Source organism: Kitasatospora sp. NE20-6 (assembly GCF_045862635.1).
Map to the genome: position 1 here is coordinate 36,650 of NZ_BPRL01000044.1, position 20,643 is coordinate 57,292.

Sequence of the window (20,643 nt, forward strand, 5' to 3'; positions counted from 1 at the left end):
TTGGTGGACATTCCCCGGGACCGTAGAACTGAAGCACCCACAAGGCTCGCCGGGAAGGCTCCTGCACCTTCGTCCCGGCGGGCCCCGCACCTCACAAGGGAGGAACAGCCATGCTCGACCGAACGCCGCCCGCAGGCAACGGGCAGCAGCTCCGCACCAGCAGCCCGACCCGCCGCAGCCGCACCCGGGGAGGTGCCGCATGAGCGCCCACGCCCTCCTGCAGGTGTTCCTCGCCCTGACCGTGCTCCTCGTGCTGAGCGCCGTCATCGGCATCCTCGGCTACGGCACCGCCCGGCAGGGCGGCGCACCCGTGGCCGCAGCCGTCGACCGGGGCACCCTCGCCTTCTTCAGCGCGATGACCCTCGGCCTCGCCCTGATCGGCATCCTCCTGACCGCCCTCTAGAAAACGGAGAAGCACCGGCGGTCCCCCGGACACACACCCGAGGGGACCGCCGCCGGTCCGGTGGGGCCGGGATCTCGTCGGAGTCCGACGGGTGGAACCTTGTCCCGACGAAGTTCGAACACTGGCGCCGGGATCCGATCACGTGGGAGAGTCCGCGGCGCTCGCGGTGTCGGCGCAGCCGGCTTGCGAGCACCTCGGACTGCCTGGTGCCCGCGGCGGCGGCGTTCTCACGCCGTCCCATGGGTGTCCGTCAGTTCTCGTCCGCGGCGGGCCGACCGGGCTCGCGCAGTCCTGTGACGGTACGGCAGGCGGTGCAGGCGGCGGCACCGGGGAGTTCCATCGTGCCGGACATCGGCTGGCCGGCGGCGGTCGGCGCGGCGGTCGGCGCGGCGGCGATGACCAGGACGACGACCACGATGACGGTCTCCGTGCCGGTGAGCCGGCGTCCAGGGCGGTCCGGGGCACCGGGGTGCCCTTGGCCGTGGTCGGTGACGGTCGGGCAGCTCGCCGGGCAGGGCAGTGGGCCCGTGAGCGGTCCGGCCTTGGCCTGCGCGATCTTTGGTGGCCGCCCTTCCGACCGGTTCGTGATGTGTCAGCTGCAGTGGGCGAACACCCGGTTCTTCCCGGTCTCCCAGGTCCGGCCCGGTTCGTCCCCGCGCCGGAACGGCGTCGTGTCGGCGAGTGCCTCGAACCCGGGCAGCGTCGCCCTCACCTACGGCTGCCGAGTCCGTCTCCGTGGACGCCGGCTACGGCGGCGGCCCCGGGCCGGTCGAGGGCTTCCGGCGCCGCAGCCTCCGGGATGTCACAGCTCGATCCGGAACATTCCCCGGCCATGGGTCACACAGATCAGAACGTCCTTCGCATCGTCCTCCATCCAGAACAGCTCATCGACCGAGCAGTTGGCCGGACCCTCGTTCGTCGGCGACCAGGTCGTGCCGGCGTCCTCACTGGCGAAGAGGCCGACCTCGGTCCCGCAGTACAGGAACCGATCGTGGCGCGGATGCACCGCGAGGGCCCGGATCGGGGCGGCGGGCAACGGGGCGGCGAGGTTGCGCCAGTGCGCGCCGGCGTCCTCGGTGACCCAGAGGTTGCCGTTCACGAAGCCGCCGAAGCAGACGTGGACGGTGTTCGGATGCGCCGGGTGGACGGTGATGCAGGTGCAGTAGCGCTGTGGCTGCAGCCGGTCGGGGCCGGCCTCGCCCATGCGCTGCCAGGCGGGGGTGGCCGAGGTGGCATCGGTGGAACGGAAGACCTGGCCGTCCTCGTGGCCCACCCAGACCGTGCCGGAGTCGCCGGGGGTCACCGCCAGCGCGCTGATCCGGGACATCATCGGCGGGTTGATCAGGGACTTGGTACCGGGCTTGATCGCCTGCCAGCCGGGGCCCGAGGTGAAGGTGTTCGGCTTCTTGGCGTTGTCGGTCCGCCACAGCGACACGCCGCCGGCGAACAGGCGTTCCGGGTCGTTCGGGTCCAGCACGAACGGTGCGATGAACAGGGCTTGTTTGGTTCTGGCGTCCTCGATGCGGAACGGTGGCGGCTTCCAGTCCCATGCGCCGATCGCGCGGTTGAAGAACTGGCCGCTGATGTAACGGTCGCCCTTGGTGTCGTCGGTTGTCGCCCCGTCGGTGTTGCGGTGGATGTTCAGGAAGACGTACTCGCCGTAGAAGACGTTCGGGTCGGTCGGGTCCGACGCGCACCAGCCGCCGTCGCCGCCGAAGAACTCCGTCCAGCGCTCGGTTCCGTCCGCGGGGGTGAAGCAGAGCGAGCCGTTGTCCTGCGCACCCCCGACGATCGTTCCGGTACCGCTGTGGCCGGCGCCGCCGTAGAACTGGGTGGCGCCGTAGTTGTTGACCAGTTCGGTCCATCCCTTCAGGAACGGTGCTTTCGGCTCGGTGCCGGCCCGGGAGAGGTCCGCCTTGTACACGCCGCCGTCGTTCCCGAAGAACACCATGCGGTTGCCGGCGCCGTCGTAGTCGGGATGGGAGACGATGGCGTGCTGGTCGGCGTGCGCCGATTCGGGGCTGGCCTGCCAGGTGCTGATCTCGGCCAGGTGGTCGCCACCGTCCGTGCTGTGCCACAGGTTGACGCCCCCGGTGACCAGCAGGTTCTCGTTGGTCGGGTCACCGGCCCAGATCGCGTTGCTGTACCAGCCCTGCGAGCCCAGGTACGGGGCCCGGGTGCCATCCTGTGCCAGGACGCGCCTGGGCCGGTAGGTCTCGCCGCCGTCCGTCGACCTCCAGATCCGGCCGATGCTCTTCTCGCTCCTCATCTCCACCGAGGCGTAGACGATCGCGGGGTTCCTGACCGCGTAGGCCAGTTCGACCCGGCCCGTCCAGGGGCCGTGGTCCGAGGCCTGCCAGGTGACGCCACCGTCCCGACTGAACCAGGCCTCGCCGTCCACCACCGCGCCCGCGACCGCCTGGCTGCTGTCGGCGGGGTCGAACCTGACGTCCCCGAGCCTGGCGTCCAGTACCTTCGTCCAGGTCGTGCGCGCCGGGTCGGAGCTGCGAAACAGGCCCGTCGCCCCGGCCACGAGCAGCACCGTGCCGTCGGAGGAGACCGCGATCCGGTTCACGGACCGGAAGTCCGCGCTCCGGGTGGCTGCGATCGGTGCCCAGGTGACGCCGTCGGTGGTGCGGAACAGTCCCCCGCCGCGGATGGCGTCCACGTTCCCGAAGCCCTCCCCGGTACCGGCGTAGATCGTGTCCGGGTTCGAGGGGTCCATCGCGATGCAGGTGCACGCCAGGTTGTCGAGGAAGTCGTCGACGGCCGCCCACTGCTTGCCGCCGTCCTCCGTGTGCCACACGCCACCGCCGGCGCTCACGGCCCACATCCGCTCCGGATCGTCGGGGTGCGCCACGATGCCGCGGGTGCGGCCGCCGATGTTGCCCGGGCCGAGCCACCTCCAACCGGCCAGCGCCAGCCCGGCCACCGGTTCGGGCCCACCCACGACGGGCCCGGTGCCCGGAACGGCGGTCGGCACACCGGCCGTCCGCGGCGGCGGGGCCACACGCTCCACCAGGGAACGCCGCTGCTCCCGCGCCCGGCCCAGGGCGTTCGGCGGTGGCAGGGCCCCGTCGTCACCGCGGGCCTGCTGGAGCCGGAACCGTGCCCGGGCCGTGGGCATGTCGGGGTATTCGACCCTGAGCAGCGCCCGGCGCAGCGTCGCCTCCGGCAGTTCGTAGAGCGTGTCGTTGGTCGTGCCGCGGCTCCTGCGCAGGAACTCGACCTGCTCGACGCTGATGTTCTTGACCTGGGCCAGTTCCTGGTCCGAGATGGTCATGGCGTGCTCCTGGATGGTGGGGCCGTGCCGTGCGGTGCCGCCCGGGCACCGCTACGGGCGAAGCCTGGGCGGACGGCGGGCGGTCGTGGCGTCCAGTTCCACCTCCCACCTCGTCGAGTCCGTGCGGACGTCCACGGCGCGCAGCAGCACTGCGCCGGTGTGCGGGCCGACCGCGAGCTCCATCCGCAGATCGCCGACCCGGGCGGCCCGCACCACGTCGGGGGCGAGCGGAGGCTGTCCGGCAGAGGCGGACTCCAGCGGTCCCGGCTCGGGCGGTTCTGCGTTCGGCGGCTCCCGGTTGGCCTGCTCGGCGTCGGGCAGGCCGCTGGACACCTCCGGTGACGGGCCGGTCAGGTCGACCAGGATCCCGCCGCGCGCCTCCCGGGTCTGCTCCGCCAGCCGTTCCCGGTCGGGTGGCGCGCCCCCGCCGTACCACGACCGTGCGACCCAGCGGAGCGCGAGCCGGTCGGGCCCGAGGGCTTCGGTGTGCAGCGTGAAGGCGGGTGTGTCGTCCGGCGTGGGCCGGACCCAGTCCGGCAGCGGCAGCGGCGGCGAGGTCCAGCGTTCGCCGCCGTCGTCGACGTCGAGTACCACCACCGCGGCCGCCGGGGCCTGGGTGCCGACGCGCAGGGCCACCACGACCCGGTCCAGCACGGCGAGGGGCCGCAATTCCCGCCCGTGGCGCCACAGCTCCGTACCGTCCACCAGGCGCAGGGCGATGAGCGTGCCGTGGCGGTCGTGCACCACGGCACGTCGGCCGCGCTCGTCGGCCACCCCGCGGGGGAATTCCACCAGCTGACCCCCAATCACCTGCGCGGGTCCGGTGGCTCACCGAAGGAACCCGGCTCCGGTCTATTCGGTGCGCAGCGGGCGGGGTCGGCGCCATTCACTGCGGGCCAGCAGTGAGAAACCGACGGCGGCACAGAAGAGGAGAGCGACGATGACCCACTCAAGGGCGCCGCTGTGCTGGTCGGGGTCGACGCCGAAAACCGATTCGATCCAGTCGGGCCAGGCCAGCGTTACCACGAAGGCGATTCCGCTCACCAAGGCCAGGAACGTCTCGATCCAGCCCCGTGGCCGCATTCTGCTTTTCATTTCCGCACCTTTTGTACGGTGTACGGTTTTGTCTGCAAAGCCGGGGCGGACTTGCCGCCTGCAGGTGGCTTCACCATTTCAGTAGGCGCCCCTCCTGTCACACCTGTCAAGATGCACCGCGAGTGACGATGACTCAGCGTATTTGCCGAGCCTTTTCCGTGACTCACTGCTGCTCCGCACGGGAACGCCCCGCCCTGTACTGCAGCGGTGGTTCGAGAGCCTTCCTGCGTCGTTGCTCGCAGTGGATCTGTCGAGCGATGGCCCGGTGGGTTCTGCGCCACAGGGACTGGGCGACGCGATCACGGACGGCAGGGGTGCTGCAAAGTCCGGCGATCTCGCAAGTTTGCAGGTCAGGCGGTGCCTGTACGGCCGCCGGGGCTGTGGGTCGAGGCGAACGGGGGCGGGGCAAGCGGGCGGGGGCAGGACGGCAGGCGACCGGCGCGGCCGGAAAGGGCGGGAATCGGCTCGGTGTCCAGGCGGTCGGCCCAGCCACGACGACGGCCGGCGAGACCAGGGCCGAGCCGGCGCGATGACACTGGACGACGGGACTCACGGACACCCTGGTGCGGGCCGATCGACTGGCAACGTCGCTGGGCGGCCGTGGTCGAGTGCATCGAGGGCGGGGCCGAACTCTCCGACCTGCTGCCGGGCGTGACGGTCCACGGCCTGGACGTCGGGAGGTGGATGGAACGCCAACGCCAGCACATCGTCCGGCAGGTCCTCATGGACGAACAGCGGATCCGACCGGCCGCACTCGGCATCCGGCCGAATGCCGCCCCCGCCGAGAAGGACAACACGGCGAAGAGGCCCGGCACCGGGAACCGAACGCCTTCGACCGCGGCCTGGCCGCGCTCGCCCGGCACCGGGAGCGAACCAGGACGGTGACCGCCGCCCGTGGCCACACCGAGGAGCTGCCCGACGGCGACAGCGGCGTGGCCGAAGTGAAACTCGGGGTGTGGACCTCCACCACGAAGTCACGCCGCGCGAAGCTCATCGGCGCCCGGCTCGACCAACTCGCCGACCTCGGACTCCACTGGCGCTGACCCGCCCCGGCGCGTTGCCCGCCGGAGGCGCTCCGGGCCGTCTCCGCCTGCTGCTGCTGTTGCCGCGATGACGGGGCCCGGCAGACAGGCTCGGCAGGGCGGCCCGGCGGCCTTCCGGGGTCGGCTGTGTGCCCGCGGGTCGGCCGCGCCGAGGGCGGTCCGGTGCGCCGTCGGCCCGGTACGGGTGGCCTCGTCCGGTGACGTCCCGGGTGAGGCCGGAGCGGTGGGGCAGGGTTCCTGCACCTCCGATATCCATCTATCTTGATGCATCAAAAAAGATGTATTACGCTTGCTCCCGGCGAACGGCACGAGAGGAGCGGACACATGCGGAAGTGGGCCGGGAACCCCTGGGCGGTACTGGTGACCGTGTCACTGGGGTTCTTCATGACCTTGCTGGACCTGACGATCGTGAACATCGCGATCCCCGAGATGATCGACGCACTGGGCGCGACCCTGGACCAGACCCTGTGGGTCGTCAGCGGCTACGCCCTCGTGTTGGCGGTGCTGCTCATCACCGCCGGGCGGCTCGGCGACCTGTGGGGCCCGCGCAACCTCCTCGTCGCCGGCGTGGTGGTGTTCACCGCCGCCAGCATCGCCTGCGGGCTGGCGACCGGCCCGGGGATGCTGATCGCCGCCCGCGGCGTGCAGGGCCTGGGCGCGGCACTGCTCACACCGCAGACGATGACGCTGATCATGTCGGTCTTCCCCGCGCAGCGGCGCGGCACGGCGATGGGGATCTGGGGCATGGTGGCGGGACTGGCCACGTTGTCGGGTCCGACCCTGGGCGGGGTGCTGGTCTCGACCGTGGGATGGCGCTGGATCTTCCTGGTGAACGTGCCGATCGGGATCGCCGCGCTGGTGCTGACCTTCCTGCTGGTACCCGACGTACGGACGGGCCGGACGCACACCTTCGACGTCCTGGGCGTGCTGCTGGCCACCGGTGCGTTGTTCTGCCTGACCTTCGCGCTGCAGGAGGGCGAGCACTACCACTGGGGTGCGGGCATCTGGGCCCTGACGGCCGCGGGTGCGGTGCTGGCCGCCGGGTTCCTCCTCCACCAGCGCGGCCGTCAGGACAGTGAGCCGCTCGTCCCGTTCGCGCTCTTCGGGGACCGTAACTTCTCCGTGCTGACGGTGCTGGTCGCCCTCGTGTCGATGGCGATGATCGGGCTGGTTCTGCCCTTCAACCTCTACCTGCAGTCCGTCCTGGGCCTGAGCGCGATCAAGGCCGGCCTGGTCCTCGCGCCGTCCTCCCTGGTGTCGATGACGGTGGGCCCCTTCGCAGGCCGGCTCTCGGACCGGATCGGCGGCAAGTACCTGCTGATGGCCGGACTCACCCTGTACGCGGTGGGGATCGCGGCGATCGCGCTGATCGCCGGCCCCGCCTCCCCCTGGTACGCCTTCGTCCCGGCCACCGTCGTCACCGGTCTCGGTATCGGCTGCGTGATCGCGCCGATGTCCGCCGAGGCGATGCGCAACGTCGATCCGCGGCTCGCGGGAGCGGCGTCCGGGGTCAACAACACGATCCGGCAGATCGGTTCGGTCATCGGCGCGGCCGCCGTGGGCGCCCTCCTCCAGAACCGGCTCACCGCGGAACTGGCCACCGGGAAGGCGTACGCGGACGCCTTCGTCGCGACCCTGCACACGACCGCGGCACTGCCCATCACGGTGGTCGTGGCAGGCGCGCTGGCCTGCTTCCTGGTACGCGGCCGGGCCAAGGAGACGAACACCACCGCAACACCGACGACAACACCCGCCCCAGCACCCACCGGGGCATCCGCCGACTCGTCGAAGGCAACCGGCGTTTAGAGCTGCTTCAGCAGGACGGCCGATCCTGGCCGCACAGGTGACGTCACCGTCCAGGCGGTGACGTCACCGCCTTCGTATCTGCGCCCCGAGGAGACGACGCCATGACCGCACGGAGCCCCGACGTGATACTCAGCGGCGGACCTGCGACGCTCGAACCCGGGCCCGAGGAACGGGTCCCGCTACGTCGAGGACACCAGCTCCCGGGTGAAACCACTCGCAGGGAACCGGTACGCCGCCGAACAGGGGTTCACCGCGGCCCCCGTGTCTCCCGCGGGTCAGGCCGACTCCGGCGCGAGCCGGGCCGACACGTCCGGCGGCAACCTCCGGGCCAGGGTCTCCAGGAGGGCGACGACCTCGGCGACCTCCACCGGGTCACCGGTCCCGAGCGCCGTGGCGAGGGCGTCGTCGATACGGGTCGAGGCGACCTCGGCACGACGGTCGGTCACCTCGGGGTTCCGCCGCACCAACGTCCGGCGCCGGTCCCGGGGATCGGTCCGTGCCACCACCGACCCGCTCTCGCGCAACCGGGCCACACAGGCGGACACCGCGCTCTGCGGCAGACCGGAGCGGACCGCGATCCCACCGACCGTCGTGTCCGGGTGCGCGTAGATGTCGAGCATCACGATCAGCACCGACCGTGTACTCATCGGCCGTTCGTCGAGGGTGTCGGTGGGGATGGCCTCCTCACCGATCTTCATCAGCGTCCGCCCCAGCAGGAAAAGCTGCACTCCGTTCACACGAACGACCTTATATCCGGCCCATCCGGATCTGAACCGTACCGGGTCGGATGGAGACTCGGTTCCCTGAGGGGATCGGGTCACGGCACGTCCCTCCCCCTACCCCGCTGAGCTGCGACGTCGTGCGGTACGCATGGTCGCCGCGGGATCACCTCAAGCTCCTCGAAGGGCCCGGCGGCCCGGAAGTGGCCGTGCCGCCGGGCGCGGTCGGGGTGCTGGTGGCGCAGGAGGGGCGTCGGGGGTGGCGCGCGGGGTGGGCGCGGCGTGCGCGGTCGCTTCGTCGTCCTGGACGCGGCGCTGGCGACGGTACTGGGGCGCGCCGCCGGAGGCGCTCGCCGGGTGGGAGCCGTGGACGCTGGCGGTCGCGGTGCTTCTGCCCGTGGTGGTCGCGGTGCACGGACTGTCGGGGCTGCGGCGGCCGGCGTCCACGAAGGCGCCGGCGGCCGTGCCCGGCGGGGCCGGCACCGCGGCTGACGGAAGGCCGGGGACGGGGTCCGACGGGGGCTGGGGCGAGGCGCCGCGGGGACGTTCCTGCGGTTCACGGACCTGACGACGGTCGACCGACGACGGCGCCGCACTTCGCCGCGCCGGTGACGGGAGGGGGGCGGCCCGGGTGGTGCGGCGGCGGGGACGCGTTCGTGGCCGGGGCGTGCGTGGCCTCGCTGACGTGGCAGCAGTTCCTGGCGGTGGTGGGGGGTGTCGACGGGGCGCGCGCCTCTCGCCGAAGGCGCGGCGGCTGACCTGCTGCGCCGGGTACGGGCCGGCGGGCCATGACGCTGTGCGACTTCTCCGGGCGCGACGGGTGACGGCTGTGGCCGGTGCCACCAAGGCAGGCGGCGGAATCCGGAACTCCGCTTGATTCCGTGACGGATCGTCACATGACGATCGCTTCGGGTGGAGCACGCGGGCGGCTTCGCCGGGGCATTGGTGTGATCGGGGGCGCATCGGCGGCCCTTTCGATCATGAAAACCCTCACAAAAGGTGTTATTTCCGGCCCGATTTCCCGACCCTTACCGCTGGTAACAATCAACTGACCTGCAACGTAAGGGAATTACTTGATGACTGACCGCAACCACCCGTAGCTTCTTGGGCGGTGCAACGAGCACCACCTGGGTCCACCCCGATGCACGGCCCGCTGGCTGACCCCCGGTGCGAGGGCCGTGCCCGCCGACCGGCCGAGCTCGGAACGGGCCGGCGGCGAGCGGGGGGCCGGGGCGGCACGGTACGTCGGACACGTACCCGGCCGCCCATCGAGTGAGGTGAGCGCAACGTGGGCCCCACCGGGGCCTGGTTCCCCATGCCTGCCCAGAGCTTGTCGAGAGGATGTTCATGACTTCCGGTCACGAGACCACCCCTGCCACCACCTCCACCAAGGCCACCACCAAGCGCAACCGAGTCCGCGTGGCCGTCGTGGCCGGCGCCGCCGTCGCGGCGCTGCCGGTGGCCGGCCTCGTCTCGGCCCCCTCGGCCTCGGCCGCCTCCGCCTCGACCTGGGACGCCGTCGCCCGGTGCGAGAGCGGTGGCAACTGGTCGATCAACACCGGCAACGGCTTCTACGGCGGCCTGCAGTTCACCGCCGGCACCTGGCGGGCGTACGGCGGAACCGCGTACGCGCCGCAGGCGAACCGGGCCAGCAGGGCGCAGCAGATCGCTGTCGCCGAGAAGGTGCTCGCCTCGCAGGGGCCCGGCGCCTGGCCGGTCTGCTCCAGGAAGGCCGGTCTGACCAGGGGCGGCGCACCGGCCCGGGTCAACACCGCCACCACGGCCAAGCCGACCGCGCCCAAGGCCCGGGCTCCGAAGCCGGCCAGGCCCGCTCCCGAGTCCGGGCCCGCCCAGGCCGGGCCGTCGGCCCCGGTCAACTCCCTGGGGAACGGCGCCCCCACCGGCACCTACACCGTCAAGAGCGGCGACACCCTGAGCGAGATAGCGGTCACGTTCGGCACCGACGTGCGGAGCCTGTACGCGAAGAACATCCGGACCATCGGCGGCGACCCGGACCTGATCTTCCCGAACCAGGTGCTGGACCTCTGACCCCTGGTCGGACCACGGCCGGCCACCCCTCCGAGGGGCGGCCGGCTCCGGCGTGTGGGCCGCGGGTGTCCAGCGCCGTGCGTGGACCCGCGCGCCGGCCGCTGCCCGCGCGTCGCAGGGCGCCTGGGTTCTGCACGGCGGATCATCGTCGGAGCCGGAGTCGGACTGACCCAGGAGCTGTCTCCTTGATCGGGCCGGGCGGGCGGCCGGGTCGGAGCAGTCCGGCGGCCCGGGGCGGGCGTGTCGGTGTCGTGCGGCAGGATCACCTGCATGACGGACGGAATCGCCTGGCTCGCGGAGCCCCGGAGCATTGCCTTCGGCGGCTACGGCGTGACCCTGGCCCGAGGGCTCGGGATGGAGGTGCTGGCGGCGCGGATCGCGGCCTCGGCCCAGTGGTCGGAGCGGACCGTGGAGCCGGTCGGGGAGCTCACCGGGGACGGGCTGGTCGAGGAGTTGGACTCGGAGTACGGGGACGCCTGGGACGGGATCGGGCTGCGACTGGGGGTGAGCGGCGAGTGGACCTTCGCGGTGGCGTACGGGGGCTGGTTCGGGGAATTCCGGAACGATCCGGCGATCTCCGAGGGCGGGGCCGACGTCTTCCTGCTGGAGTACGAGGAGGAGAACGGCAAGCCGGTGCCGCCGACCTTCCACTACCACCGGGACGGCCGGACGGTCTGCTCGTTCAATCTGCACCTGGACGACTCCTGGGGCAACGGCCAGGTCGCCGGAGACCCGGAACTCGTTGACAAGGTCACGGAGTTGCTGAGCACAGAAGGTCTGCCGGACGAGGAACGAGCGCACCGGGAGGTGCACCGGACCACCCTGGGGGTGCTGGAGCGGCAATTCGGTCTGACACTCCCCCGGGCCATGGTCCTGAAGGCCCCGCTGCCGGCCGTCCTGCTCGCCGACCAGAGCATGGCCCTTTGACGGGTCGAGCCGTTGATCGACCGGACTCGACCGGTGGACGTCACACCGTCGAGCGGTGCATCAACCGCTTCAAGCAGTGGCGCGGCCCGGCCATGCGCACCGACGAACTCGCCATCGCCCCAAGCCGCACCCCACCAAGCCGCACCCCACTTCGCCGCCATCCTCGTCCGGGCCCGCAGACCACCAGAGAGACAGCCCCTGGTCGGTGGTGACGCCGTGTGCCTGGCTGCGATCATGAGGCGCGGATGAGTCCGACCCTCACCGCCGTCCGCGCCGCCGGCCACGGAACAGCGCCGTCGGCTGGACACCCGAGGGGAACAGCCATGCCGGGCCGGAGGCCGGGAGCCCCGTTGCGGAGCCACGAAGAAGGCAACGAGGGGTCGCGGGCGTCGCCCTTGGTGCAGCCCCCTCCCCCGACGGGCGTCACCGCGTCGCGTCGTACGGCCGTCAGTTCTTGACGAGGTTCTTGTCGAGCATGCTGCGGGCGGAGGAGACGACGGCCTCTTCCGGCGACCCGGGCTGCCAGCCCAGGACACGACGGGCCCGGTCGTCCGAGACCTTCTTGACGTGGTTGAGGTCCGCAGCGACCGGCCGGAACTCCGCGGAGAAGAGGGCGGCCAGCCGGACCAGCACATCGGGGACGGTGCGGGTCGGCACCCGGTGGGCGGCGTCGCCGAGGTGCGATCGCAGGATCGATCCGATCCGGTGCATGGACAGCGCCGGTCCACCGGGGAGCAGGATCCGCCGGCCGGCTGCGGCGGGGCTGGTCATGGCCGTGACGTGGGCCAGGGCCACGTCACGGACGTCGACGACGGGAACCCACATGTTCGGATAGCCCGGCATGTCACCGTTGAGGCTGCGCTGCACGATGTGGTTGGCGCCCGAGACCTGGGTGCCCAGCACGGGGCCCATGACCGCGACCGGCAGCAGCGCCACGAGTTCCATGCTGCCGCCCTGCGCGGTCATGAAGTCCCAGGCGTCGCGCTCCGCCAGGGTCTTGCTCCTGCCGTAGGCGTCCATGCCCGGTCCGTCGAGCACCGACCAGTCGTCCTCGGTGAACGTGCGGTCGGTGTGCCCGTGCCCGAAGCCGACCGCGTGGAACGCCGAGGTCAGCACGGTTCGCCGGACGCCCGCGTCGCGTGCCGCGCGCAGTACGCGCAGGGTGCCCTCGCGGGCCGGGCCGATGACGTCCTGCTCGTTCCTGACCCTGCCGATGTGCACGGGCGAGGCCACGTGCAGGACGGCGTCGCATCCGCTCACGGCGTCGACCCATCCGGTGTCGCTCATCAGATCGGCGGCGACGAATTCGAGGCGCTCGCCGCGGGTCATCCCTGCGTCGGCGAGGGCCGCGCGCACGGCGGGTTCGCGCTCCGGGGAGCGGACGGTGGTGCGAACGAAGTGTCCCTGTTCGAGCAGTCGGAGGATGCAGTGCCCGGCGATGAAGCCGGACCCGCCGGTGACGAGGACGCGCTGTTCCGAGGTCGGCATTGCGCCTGCCTCACTTCCAGGGACAGGTGGTCAGCCAGGGACAGGTGGTCAGCCCGGTGGCGACCGGAGAAATGGTGACGGCTCCGATCCTGCTCCCGGCCGGTGTGCCGAGCCAGGTCCCTGAGCAGCCGGGGTAGTGGCAGGACCCCCTCACGCGGGCCGTGGTCGGCATAGCGTGAAGGCATGAGCGAACAGCCGAACCTGCTGGGAGAGTTTCTGCGAGCCCGGCGCGAGCTCGTCACCCCGGAGGAGGCCGGCATCCCCGTCGTGGGGGTACGCCGGGTTCCGGGGCTGCGGCGTGAGGAAGTGGCCATGCTGGCCGGCATCAGTGCCGACTACTACCTACGCCTGGAACGCGGCCGGGACCGCCGCCCGTCGCTGCAGGTCCTCGAATCCCTCGCCGGTGTCCTGCGCCTCGACGACGACACCAGGTCCCACCTGTTCGGCCTGGCCGCGGACCGTCCTCGCCGGGCCCGGCGCCGGCGGCGGGAAGCGGTTCCGCCCAGTACGGCGCGCTTCCTGGCGCTGCTGCCGGTTCCCGCGTTCGTCGAGGGGCGCCACCTGGACGTCCTCGCCGCCAACCCGGCCGCCACCGTCCTCTCCCCGCGCCTTGTGACGGGTGGCAACCGGCTGCGGGACGTGTTCCTGGACCCCGGCGAACAGGGCCTTTTCCCCGACTGGGAGGGGGCCGCGGCCGCGCTGCTGGCGGGTTTCCGCGAGGCGGTCGGCACGGACACGGACGATCCGCGCTGCATCGAACTCGTCGGGGAGCTCTCCCTCGCCAGCCCGCTCTTCCGGAGACTCTGGGCCCGGCACGATGTCCGTCCCCGTGGCGGCGCGACCGTGTGCTTCCGGCATCCGCAGGTCGGGGACATCACCCTCAGCAGGGAGAAGCTCCACATCACCGGAACCGACGGCATGATGCTCGTCGCCTTCCATCCGGCCCCCGGCACTCCCGACGAGGACAAGCTGGCCCTGCTCCTGGCGATGAGCGGGCATCCGGCCTGAGCCCGTCACGCCCCGCCGCGCGAGGCCGGTCGGCGGGCCCGGCAGGAGGCCGACGCCTCCGGCGACGGCGCCGAAGACGCCCTGCGGCGCGCGAGGTGACCAGGACGGCCGTGAGCGGTGGAGCCGCGATCGAACCGGGCGCGGGACCAGGGGCCCGGTGTCGCGGGGAGGTGGTCGTCCTGGGTGAGGAGCAGTCCGTCGGAGCGCGTCCGGGCCAGGGCGTCGGTGACGGCTGTGCGCGCGGGCCCGGTGCAGGCCATGAGTCCCTTATTGCGGCGGTGGCCCGGGTGAGTGCCCGGTGCTGTCCGAAGCGTGGCCCCGGTCTCGATGACGAGCTGCTGTTCTCGTGCGTCGGACGGGCTTCTCGTCCACGGCCGGCAGCTCCTGCGCCGCGGTTCGCCCGGATCACCGGAGCAGCTGGTCGGCCGGCGGTTTCCAGTCGTAGAAGTGCGGTACGGGCTCGCCGCGTTGCATGCGGATGCCGGTGACTTTTCTCGGGTTGCAGAGCCAGAGGACAGAGTCGTAGCCGACGCCTGCGTACCAGGCCTGGTCGATCAGCCGGGCGGACAGGGCGTGCAGCCCTTCTGCCGCGTCGGAGCCGGTGGGGTCGTGGGCCTGCTGGAACGCGTCGAGGAGGGCGGCATCGCTGGTGCGGAAGGGGTTGCGCGGGCTGCGTTCGGAGAAGGTTTCGGCGAGAGCGGTGTACGACGGCAGTCCGGTGAGGGGCAGGACGGCAGCGGGGTAGGCGCGGCTGGTGAGAGCCTGCAGGTACTCGTCGTAGGGTTTCACGGTGACATCGACGTGGACGCCGATCCTGGCCCAGTCGGCGGCGACGGCTTGCAGGACGGTGTCGCACCGGAAGCTCGGTGTGGACAGCACCGGCAGGGTGAAGCCCCTGGGGTATCCGGCCTGGTTGAGGAGCTGCTTCGCCTTGGCGATGTCGTGGGGGTACGCGTTGTCGAGGGCCGGGTCGTAGCCCGTGGCGGCGGCGGGGATGATCTGGGCGCTGGGCCGGCCGGCGTTCCCGAAGAGTCCGGCGTTGACGGCGGCGCGGTCGATGGCGTGGTTCAGGGCCCGTCTGACGCGCACGTCCTTGAGGTAGGGGGTCCGGGCGACGGGGTCGGGGACGACGCGGAAGACGGCGTTCTCGAAAGGGTAGGAGTCCGGGTTCCAGTACCCGCTCCTGCGGTGGAAGACGTAGACGGAGCCGGGTGTGCTGTCGTCCGCGTCGTACCGGTAGGGGCCTGAGCCGTCCATGACGGTGGCCAGTTCCTCCGGAACGACGAGGCGCTCCGGGTTGGCGATCATGCCGGTGCATCCGGCGAGGATGGTCGGCAGATCGGGGCCGGGCCGGGAGAGCGTGACGGCGACGCGGCCGAACACGAGGTCGTCGCCGAACCGGGAGCCCTGCGGGCCCGGCGGGGAGTCCCGCTGCACGCGACGGTGTACGGCTTCCGCAGGATCGCCACCCTGGGCATGGAGCACTCCCAGGCACTGGCCGACCGGTACGGCGTGGGCCAGCAGACGGTCTACCTACTCTTCGCCCGGCAGTGGGCCTGGGTCCTCGACGCCCTGGCCATCGCCAGCGAGCAGCACCGCACCGTCGAGCTGGAACTGATCCACCACCGCCAGGACAAGCGCGTCGCCTTCCTGCACGGCCTCTTCTCAGGAACCCTCGGCCCGGGCGAACCCCAGGCGTCCACCGCCGAACACGGCCTCGATCCGGACGGTGCGTACCGCGTCTTCCGCACGGCGGGCACCGACCCGGACACCCGTCGCCGCCTCACCGAAGCCGGGTTCGCGGAGAGCTACGAAGGCGGTCTCGCCGGGCTCCTGACACACTTTCCGCAGATGCGCGGCAGCGAGCTGATCGCCGTGGGGGACGAACTGCCCCTGGCCGCAGCCCCCACTTCCTTCGCCCAGGCGTCCACTGCCCCGACGGTCGCACTGGCCTTCGGGATGACGGGCCGCATCTCCATCGCCGACGTTCCCCTCCAGGCCGCCGTCATGGCCGAGAAGGAACTGAGCGACTACGTGCTCGAACGGTGCTTCGGAACGATCCCGGACCGGCACCGCCCCCTGTACCAGGAGACGCTCGCCGCCTACCTCGCACACGACAAGAACGCCCGGCCGGCCGCCCAGGCCCTCCACCTCCACCCGAACACCCTGCGCTACCGGGTGAAACGGTTCGAGGACATCAGCGGCCTGAACCTCGACCGCGTGGACGACACGGTCACCGTCTGGTGGGCCCTGCAGCACCTGCACATCACCGCTCACCGCACCACCCCGCAGTCCGGCCGCTGAGCACGAGCACCACCCCCGCCACGTCCGCACCGGGGCCCGTTGCCGCGGATGGGCCCGGGCGGCGACCACGGCCCCTTCGACCCGGTCCTGGCCGGAGGCCTCTTCGACCACCTCCGCACCACTCCGTAACCTCGTCGAACGCACCCCCGCCGACGTCGAGGCCGACGTCCGTGCCGCCGCGCCACCGGGCCGCCGGGCCGCCGGGCCGGGGTGTTCCCCGCCGCCGGCTTCGGGTTCCTCCCTGACGCAGCCCCGGTCGTCAGCCGAGGCCTTCGGTGATGCGGAAGTCGCGCTCGACGCCGTCGGCGAGTACGGCCAGCGCCTCCTGGTAGGCCGCACTCGCGCGTGCGGCGACCGCCTGTTCGAAGCTGTCGAACTCGATCAGGATGGTGCGCCCGGCGATTCCGGCGTCGTGCGCGACGACCCGGCCGTCGCGGGCGAGCGGCCGCCCGCCCGCGGCCCTGACGGCCGGACCGGCCAGCCTGTCGTAGGCAGCCAGCTTCCCGGGGTCCGCGATGGTGCGGTAGACGCTGACCCAGTAGCCCTTGGCCACGGTACCTCCAGTGTTCGGAATCGATGATCGGAAGCATGCTCGGATCCATGACCGGCGCGCCGCGGGCCGGCGGGCCGACGCAGACGGCGTCGAAGCCGGACGGCTCCGATCAACCGGCTGGGGCCGCGATCGGATCGGTCTCGGGTGAACGTCGGCGGGCGAGGGCGAGGCTGACCATCGTCGTGATCGCCATCGCGGCGACGCCGACCAGCGCCGCGGTCGTGTAGGCGTCGTCGTTCGGGAAGAGGCGGCCCGTGGCGGTGCCGGCGGCCAGGACCAGACCGCCGATGGCGCTGCCCAGGGAGTACCCGACGCTGCGGACGACGTAGTTGAAGCTCATGGCGCTCGACGTCTCGCTCCTGGGGGTGACGGCCAGGATGACGCCGGGCATGGCGGCCGAGAAGCTGCCGACGCCGAAGCCCAGCACGCCCATGGCCGCGAGCAGTTCGGCCAGGTTGGACCGGGCGGTGGCGAACAGGACGAACCCGCCGCCGACGACGGCGGCGCTGCCGGCCAGGAGCAGGGGGCCGTCGATCCGCGTCCGGACCCGCGGCGTGAGCTTGCCGGCGACGAAGCCCAGCACGGAGAACGGGATGAGGACCAGCCCCGCCACGAAGGTGGTCAGTCCGAAGCCGTAGCCGGCGCCGTGCGGCGTCTGCGCGTAACGGGTGATGAGCGTGAGCAGGAGGTACATGCCGCTCCCGCCGACGAACATGGCGATGTTCGCCCCGGCGACCGCCGGGTGCCGCACCGCCCGGACGTCGACCAGGGGCGTCCTGGTCCGCAGTTCGGAAACGGTCCAGACGCAGAGCAGGAGTACGGCGACGACGGCAAGGGTCACCGCCACGGCGAGGTGCCGGCTCCACAGGCTCCTCCCGCCGGCCAGGAACAGGACGAGGAGCAGTCCACCCGCCAGGACGAGCGCACCGGCCACGTTCACGTGAGCGGAGCGGCCTTCGGGAGCTGCGGGCATGGAGCGCCACGCGGTCACGAAGGCGATGGCGGTGACGAGCAGGCCGAGGCCGTAGGCGGCCCGCAGTCCGCCGAACTCGGCGAGCAGCGCGGCCAGCGGGTAGCCGACGCCGGCTCCGATGATGGAGACCACCGAGATCAGGGCGATCGTGGCCGCGCTGCGCTCCTCGGGAAGGTGGTCGCGGGCCACGCCCATCATCAGTGCCGTGAGGCCGAGTCCGACGCCTTGGGCCGCTCTGCCCACGAGCAGCCAGGCGAACGGCAGCGGCAGCACGGTGAGCGCGCTGCCGACGACGACGATCGCCAGCGTGGTGAGAATCGTGGCCCGCCGGTGCGGACCGGCTCCGAGCCGGCCGAGGACGGGTGTGGCGACGGCGCCGCTGAGCAGGGCGATGGTCAGCGTCCACTGCGCGCTGTCGAGGGAGACCTGGAACGTGGTCGCCACGCTGGTGATGAGCGGCGTCCCGAGGCTGGCGACCGCCGCCACGACCAGGGCGATGAACACCAGGGCGGGGACCAGCAGACGTGCCTCGGAACGTATCGGGGCAGTGCTCGTGGGCCGGTCATGGGCCTGGGCCGCGGTCACCGGTCCGACTCCTCTCGGGCGTGGCTTTCGAGCTCCGCCAGGTGCAGCAGCGCCGGAAGGGCTGCTGCCAAGGCCTCGACCTCGTCACCGGTGAGTTCGTCGATCAACCGCGCGTACGCGTCGACGCCCGCCTGGCGTCGCGTCCGGACGTACGACGCGCCGGCCTCGGTCAGGCACACCAGCGTGACCCGCTTGTCGGACGGATCGCCCTTCCGCTCGACCAGCCCGGATTCCTCCATCACCCGGACCAGGACGGTCATCGCGGGCTGGGTGACGCCCTCGGCCACCGCCAGATCGGTGATCCGTCGCGGGCCGGTCTTGTCCAGGGTGGCCAAGGTGGCGGCGGACGTCAGGCTCATGTCGCGGGGAAGGCGTCTCACGGCCCTGGTGGCCAGACCGTAGAGGGCTGACCCGATGGCATCGGAAGCGCCGTGCGCGGCGTCTCGGCTACTCATGCCTGAAGCATAGCGGATTTATATGAATCCTTTATGCATCTCCCGATCAGCGTTCGGCGGCACTCGACCGCACGACCACCCGCCGCGGGAGACCGCCTGCGTCTCCTTCGCCACATGGCAGCGCGACGGCGTGTTCGAGCAGCCAGGCGGCCTGCTGCGGCGCCTGGTCCGCACCGCCGAGGGCCGCAATCCCGAACCGACGGCCCGCATCGTCGGCTCTCGGAGCGTGAAGACCTCCACGAACGTCCCCACCTCCCCCCAGGGCCCCGGCTTCGTGCGCTGCGCATGCAAGAAACTGGGGCCCGCGCCCGCGACGGCCTCCGGGACTCTTACAGCCGGCCCAGCAGTCTGGTCAGGTCGGCCCGCTGCTCCTCCGTCAGGTCGGCCCGCAAGGACTCCGTCAGCCGGTCGACGAAGTCCGCCGCGGCCGACGCGGGCTCCCCCCGCCGGTCGCCGAGCACGCGGAAGGAGGGCGGGACCGGTGGCGGCGGTGCGTCGGAGAGTTCTTCGTCCGACAACGGCCGGCAGGTCGGCTCGTCGGTGGTGTTCATCGGGAACCACCAGATCTGGACACTCGCGTCCGCCCCCCGCCGAACGGGGCCCAGATCTCGGCCGCGTACCACCAGTCGGCGTTCGCCTGGATCGGCACGGTGACCGTGTTCGAGGGGAGGATCCAGACGTTGCCGAAATTGAGCGTGCCTGCCCACGTGGAGAACCAGTTCCGCGCGGAGTCGGAGATCCAAGCGAAGGAGAAACAGAGGGAGATCAGCGACGACGGCCCCGCCTTGGCCAGGGCGAAGCCGTCGGCCGGCAACTGCTGACCACCATCGCCACCGACCGTCCCACCGTCCGCAAGGCCTGGGCCGACATGGGCTGCAAGAACGCCGAACCGAAAGCCTCGGAATGTCCCGGAACCGCGTTGTCCGCGCGGTCCGGGTCGGGGCCTGCGGATTACCGAGGGGGGCTTTCCAGGACGAGGCGGATCTCCGTGACCTCGTACCCGGCGCGGTCGAAGGCCGCGGCCATCGGGACGTTGACGGTGTCCGTGGTCGCGGTGACGCGCTCGGCGCCCGCCGCCGCGTGGAAGCGGGTGATCTCGGCCAGGATCTCGTCGATCAGGCCCCGGCCGCGCTGTTCCGGTACGACGCCCAGGTATCCCACATTGCGGTGGTAGGGCGTCGCCGAGGGGATGGCCATCCCGGCCAGGGCGCCGTCCGGAAGATGCGCCAGGCGCCACCACGAGCGCTCGCCGGGGCAGCCGAGGTAGAAGTCGAAGTCCTCGCGGGCCAGCTGCTCGGCGTCCATGGTGAGCAGCTCGTTCTGCGTCGCCAGGTCGAGGCTGCCGTGGGACAGGCGCACGAAGGCGTCCAGGAACTCCTCGTCGGTCCCCTCGCTGAAGAGGAGCCGCCCGGTGGGCTCGGCGGTCCCGGCCCGAGGGGTCCACTCGTAGCGCAGCCGCTCGATCTCGCGCGTCAGGCCACTCTTGTGCGCGGCCTCCTGGCGCCATGCGACCGCCTCGGTCACGAGGGGCTCGGCGCGCCATCCGCGCGGCAGCGAGATGTTGTAGCCCGGGAGGTTCCCGAAGGAGGCGTGGCCGGCGGCGAGCAGCCCGGCTGCCACGCCGGCCGGGTCGGGCACGCCGGCCCGGACCTGGAGGCAGTCGAGGGCGATGGGCCGCGCGCTGTCGGCACGGCCCCACCACAAGGCGCGGGCCAGGATTTCGCCGTCCCCGTCCTCGGCGAACCAGGTCCACTCGGGGCGCATGCGGTTCTCGGCGAGCTCCTCGCAGACCTTCTCGGCGGTCAGGGCGGGGAGGGGACCATCGGCCGGGTAGGCGGCCGCGCGCTCAAGGCCTGAGGGGTGTGCGGTGGCAGGCGGAAGAACATCCGGCAATGATCACACAGACGGCTCCCCGCACCGTCGCCGGATCGAGGCAGGTCAGCACGGTCGGC

21 protein-coding genes and 1 pseudogene are annotated in these 20,643 nt (G+C 71.8%); 10 read left to right on the forward strand and 12 right to left on the reverse strand.

Annotation, left to right across the window (positions count from 1 at the left end; genetic code table 11):
• The first annotated feature begins 199 nt into the window (after nucleotides 1–199).
• Nucleotides 200–403, forward strand: coding sequence for a hypothetical protein (locus tag SNE206_RS26910; protein WP_407916088.1), 204 nt, complete (start codon nucleotides 200–202; stop codon nucleotides 401–403).
• 250 nt (nucleotides 404–653) lie between these two features.
• On the opposite strand, the gene SNE206_RS26915 is transcribed toward SNE206_RS26910, so the two are convergent.
• The 4 genes from SNE206_RS26915 to SNE206_RS26930 all read right to left on the reverse strand — a co-directional run bounded on the left by SNE206_RS26915 (nucleotide 654) and on the right by SNE206_RS26930 (nucleotide 4,781).
• On the reverse strand, nucleotides 654–818 hold the full coding sequence (locus SNE206_RS26915; protein ID WP_407916089.1) for a hypothetical protein: 165 nt from the start codon (nucleotides 816–818) through the stop codon (nucleotides 654–656).
• 387 nt (nucleotides 819–1,205) lie between these two features.
• Nucleotides 1,206–3,686, reverse strand: a complete 2,481-nt coding sequence (locus SNE206_RS26920; protein ID WP_407916090.1) for a hypothetical protein — start codon at nucleotides 3,684–3,686, stop codon at nucleotides 1,206–1,208.
• Nucleotides 3,687–3,737: 51 nt separating this feature from the next.
• The gene (locus SNE206_RS26925) at nucleotides 3,738–4,478 is read right to left on the reverse strand and encodes a PQQ-binding-like beta-propeller repeat protein (RefSeq protein WP_407916091.1); all 741 of its coding nucleotides are present in this window, start codon (nucleotides 4,476–4,478) and stop codon (nucleotides 3,738–3,740) included.
• A 60-nt stretch (nucleotides 4,479–4,538) separates the two neighbouring features.
• Nucleotides 4,539–4,781 carry an ABC transporter permease gene (locus SNE206_RS26930; RefSeq protein ID WP_407916092.1) on the reverse strand — a complete coding sequence of 81 codons (243 nt, stop codon included), beginning with the start codon at nucleotides 4,779–4,781 and terminating at the stop codon, nucleotides 4,539–4,541.
• 600 nt (nucleotides 4,782–5,381) lie between these two features.
• Here SNE206_RS26930 and SNE206_RS26935 point away from each other — a divergent pair.
• The 3 genes from SNE206_RS26935 (at nucleotide 5,382) to SNE206_RS26945 (ending at nucleotide 7,630) form a co-directional block, all read left to right on the forward strand.
• Entirely contained in the window at nucleotides 5,382–5,666 is a 285-nt protein-coding gene (locus SNE206_RS26935) for a hypothetical protein (RefSeq protein ID WP_407916093.1), read from the forward strand.
• The gene (locus SNE206_RS26940; protein WP_407916094.1) at nucleotides 5,663–5,824 is read left to right on the forward strand and encodes a hypothetical protein; all 162 of its coding nucleotides are present in this window, start codon (nucleotides 5,663–5,665) and stop codon (nucleotides 5,822–5,824) included. Before SNE206_RS26935 ends, SNE206_RS26940 begins: the two co-directional genes overlap by 4 nt.
• A gap of 324 nt (nucleotides 5,825–6,148) precedes the next feature.
• Nucleotides 6,149–7,630 (forward strand): DHA2 family efflux MFS transporter permease subunit, encoded by a 1,482-nt coding sequence (locus SNE206_RS26945; RefSeq protein ID WP_407916095.1) that lies wholly within the window; start codon nucleotides 6,149–6,151, stop codon nucleotides 7,628–7,630.
• 275 nt (nucleotides 7,631–7,905) lie between these two features.
• Here SNE206_RS26945 and SNE206_RS26950 read toward each other — a convergent pair whose 3' ends face one another.
• Nucleotides 7,906–8,328: a MarR family transcriptional regulator gene (locus SNE206_RS26950; RefSeq protein WP_407916142.1), complete on the reverse strand. Its 423-nt coding sequence runs from the start codon at nucleotides 8,326–8,328 to the stop codon at nucleotides 7,906–7,908.
• 1,368 nt (nucleotides 8,329–9,696) lie between these two features.
• Here SNE206_RS26950 and SNE206_RS26955 point away from each other — a divergent pair.
• Entirely contained in the window at nucleotides 9,697–10,398 is a 702-nt protein-coding gene (locus SNE206_RS26955) for a transglycosylase family protein (RefSeq protein WP_407916096.1), read from the forward strand.
• A gap of 270 nt (nucleotides 10,399–10,668) precedes the next feature.
• Nucleotides 10,669–11,325, forward strand: a complete 657-nt coding sequence (locus SNE206_RS26960) for a DUF6461 domain-containing protein (protein ID WP_407916097.1) — start codon at nucleotides 10,669–10,671, stop codon at nucleotides 11,323–11,325.
• Between the two features lie 447 nt (nucleotides 11,326–11,772).
• Here the strand turns inward: SNE206_RS26960 and SNE206_RS26965 are convergent, their stop codons facing one another.
• The gene (locus tag SNE206_RS26965; RefSeq protein ID WP_407916098.1) at nucleotides 11,773–12,813 is read right to left on the reverse strand and encodes an SDR family oxidoreductase; all 1,041 of its coding nucleotides are present in this window, start codon (nucleotides 12,811–12,813) and stop codon (nucleotides 11,773–11,775) included.
• 183 nt (nucleotides 12,814–12,996) lie between these two features.
• On the opposite strand from SNE206_RS26965, the gene SNE206_RS26970 reads away from it, so the two are divergent.
• A complete protein-coding gene (locus SNE206_RS26970; RefSeq protein WP_407916099.1) occupies nucleotides 12,997–13,821 on the forward strand; it encodes a helix-turn-helix domain-containing protein in 825 nt (274 codons plus the stop codon).
• A 405-nt stretch (nucleotides 13,822–14,226) separates the two neighbouring features.
• On the opposite strand, the gene SNE206_RS26975 is transcribed toward SNE206_RS26970, so the two are convergent.
• Entirely contained in the window at nucleotides 14,227–15,258 is a 1,032-nt protein-coding gene (locus SNE206_RS26975; protein ID WP_407916100.1) for an ABC transporter substrate-binding protein, read from the reverse strand.
• Nucleotides 15,259–15,297: 39 nt separating this feature from the next.
• On the opposite strand from SNE206_RS26975, the gene SNE206_RS26980 reads away from it, so the two are divergent.
• Nucleotides 15,298–16,125, forward strand: coding sequence for a PucR family transcriptional regulator (locus SNE206_RS26980; RefSeq protein WP_407916101.1), 828 nt, complete (start codon nucleotides 15,298–15,300; stop codon nucleotides 16,123–16,125).
• A 259-nt stretch (nucleotides 16,126–16,384) separates the two neighbouring features.
• Here the strand turns inward: SNE206_RS26980 and SNE206_RS26985 are convergent, their stop codons facing one another.
• The 3 genes from SNE206_RS26985 to SNE206_RS26995 form a co-directional block, all read right to left on the reverse strand.
• The gene (locus SNE206_RS26985; protein ID WP_407916102.1) at nucleotides 16,385–16,678 is read right to left on the reverse strand and encodes a DUF1330 domain-containing protein; all 294 of its coding nucleotides are present in this window, start codon (nucleotides 16,676–16,678) and stop codon (nucleotides 16,385–16,387) included.
• Nucleotides 16,679–16,787: 109 nt separating this feature from the next.
• Nucleotides 16,788–18,236, reverse strand: a complete 1,449-nt coding sequence (locus tag SNE206_RS26990; RefSeq protein WP_407916103.1) for an MFS transporter — start codon at nucleotides 18,234–18,236, stop codon at nucleotides 16,788–16,790.
• Nucleotides 18,233–18,691, reverse strand: a complete 459-nt coding sequence (locus SNE206_RS26995) for a MarR family winged helix-turn-helix transcriptional regulator (RefSeq protein WP_407916104.1) — start codon at nucleotides 18,689–18,691, stop codon at nucleotides 18,233–18,235. Before SNE206_RS26995 ends, SNE206_RS26990 begins: the two co-directional genes overlap by 4 nt.
• 67 nt (nucleotides 18,692–18,758) lie before the next feature.
• Here SNE206_RS26995 and SNE206_RS27000 point away from each other — a divergent pair.
• Nucleotides 18,759–18,956: pseudogene (locus tag SNE206_RS27000) on the forward strand (IS5/IS1182 family transposase); the annotation flags it as partial.
• A gap of 64 nt (nucleotides 18,957–19,020) precedes the next feature.
• On the opposite strand, the gene SNE206_RS27005 reads toward SNE206_RS27000, so the two are convergent.
• Nucleotides 19,021–19,242 (reverse strand): hypothetical protein, encoded by a 222-nt coding sequence (locus SNE206_RS27005; protein ID WP_407916105.1) that lies wholly within the window; start codon nucleotides 19,240–19,242, stop codon nucleotides 19,021–19,023.
• A 99-nt stretch (nucleotides 19,243–19,341) separates the two neighbouring features.
• Here SNE206_RS27005 and SNE206_RS27010 point away from each other — a divergent pair, with 99 nt between their 5' ends.
• The gene (locus tag SNE206_RS27010; protein ID WP_407916106.1) at nucleotides 19,342–19,512 is read left to right on the forward strand and encodes a hypothetical protein; all 171 of its coding nucleotides are present in this window, start codon (nucleotides 19,342–19,344) and stop codon (nucleotides 19,510–19,512) included.
• A 130-nt stretch (nucleotides 19,513–19,642) separates the two neighbouring features.
• On the opposite strand, the gene SNE206_RS27015 is transcribed toward SNE206_RS27010, so the two are convergent.
• Nucleotides 19,643–20,584, reverse strand: a complete 942-nt coding sequence (locus SNE206_RS27015; protein ID WP_407916107.1) for a GNAT family N-acetyltransferase — start codon at nucleotides 20,582–20,584, stop codon at nucleotides 19,643–19,645.
• Nucleotides 20,585–20,643: the final 59 nt, after the last annotated feature.

Coding starts and splice junctions, on each gene's coding strand:
- SNE206_RS26910 (WP_407916088.1), top strand. CDS start 200: ATGAGCGCCCACGCCCTCCTGCAGGTGTTCCTCGCCCTGACCGTGCTC.
- SNE206_RS26920 (WP_407916090.1), bottom strand. CDS start 3,686: ATGACCATCTCGGACCAGGAACTGGCCCAGGTCAAGAACATCAGCGTC.
- SNE206_RS26930 (WP_407916092.1), bottom strand. CDS start 4,781: ATGAAAAGCAGAATGCGGCCACGGGGCTGGATCGAGACGTTCCTGGCC.
- SNE206_RS26945 (WP_407916095.1), top strand. CDS start 6,149: ATGCGGAAGTGGGCCGGGAACCCCTGGGCGGTACTGGTGACCGTGTCA.
- SNE206_RS26950 (WP_407916142.1), bottom strand. CDS start 8,328: ATGAAGATCGGTGAGGAGGCCATCCCCACCGACACCCTCGACGAACGG.
- SNE206_RS26955 (WP_407916096.1), top strand. CDS start 9,697: ATGACTTCCGGTCACGAGACCACCCCTGCCACCACCTCCACCAAGGCC.
- SNE206_RS26960 (WP_407916097.1), top strand. CDS start 10,669: ATGACGGACGGAATCGCCTGGCTCGCGGAGCCCCGGAGCATTGCCTTC.
- SNE206_RS26965 (WP_407916098.1), bottom strand. CDS start 12,813: ATGCCGACCTCGGAACAGCGCGTCCTCGTCACCGGCGGGTCCGGCTTC.
- SNE206_RS26970 (WP_407916099.1), top strand. CDS start 12,997: ATGAGCGAACAGCCGAACCTGCTGGGAGAGTTTCTGCGAGCCCGGCGC.
- SNE206_RS26980 (WP_407916101.1), top strand. CDS start 15,298: ATGGAGCACTCCCAGGCACTGGCCGACCGGTACGGCGTGGGCCAGCAG.
- SNE206_RS26995 (WP_407916104.1), bottom strand. CDS start 18,691: ATGAGTAGCCGAGACGCCGCGCACGGCGCTTCCGATGCCATCGGGTCA.
- SNE206_RS27005 (WP_407916105.1), bottom strand. CDS start 19,242: ATGAACACCACCGACGAGCCGACCTGCCGGCCGTTGTCGGACGAAGAA.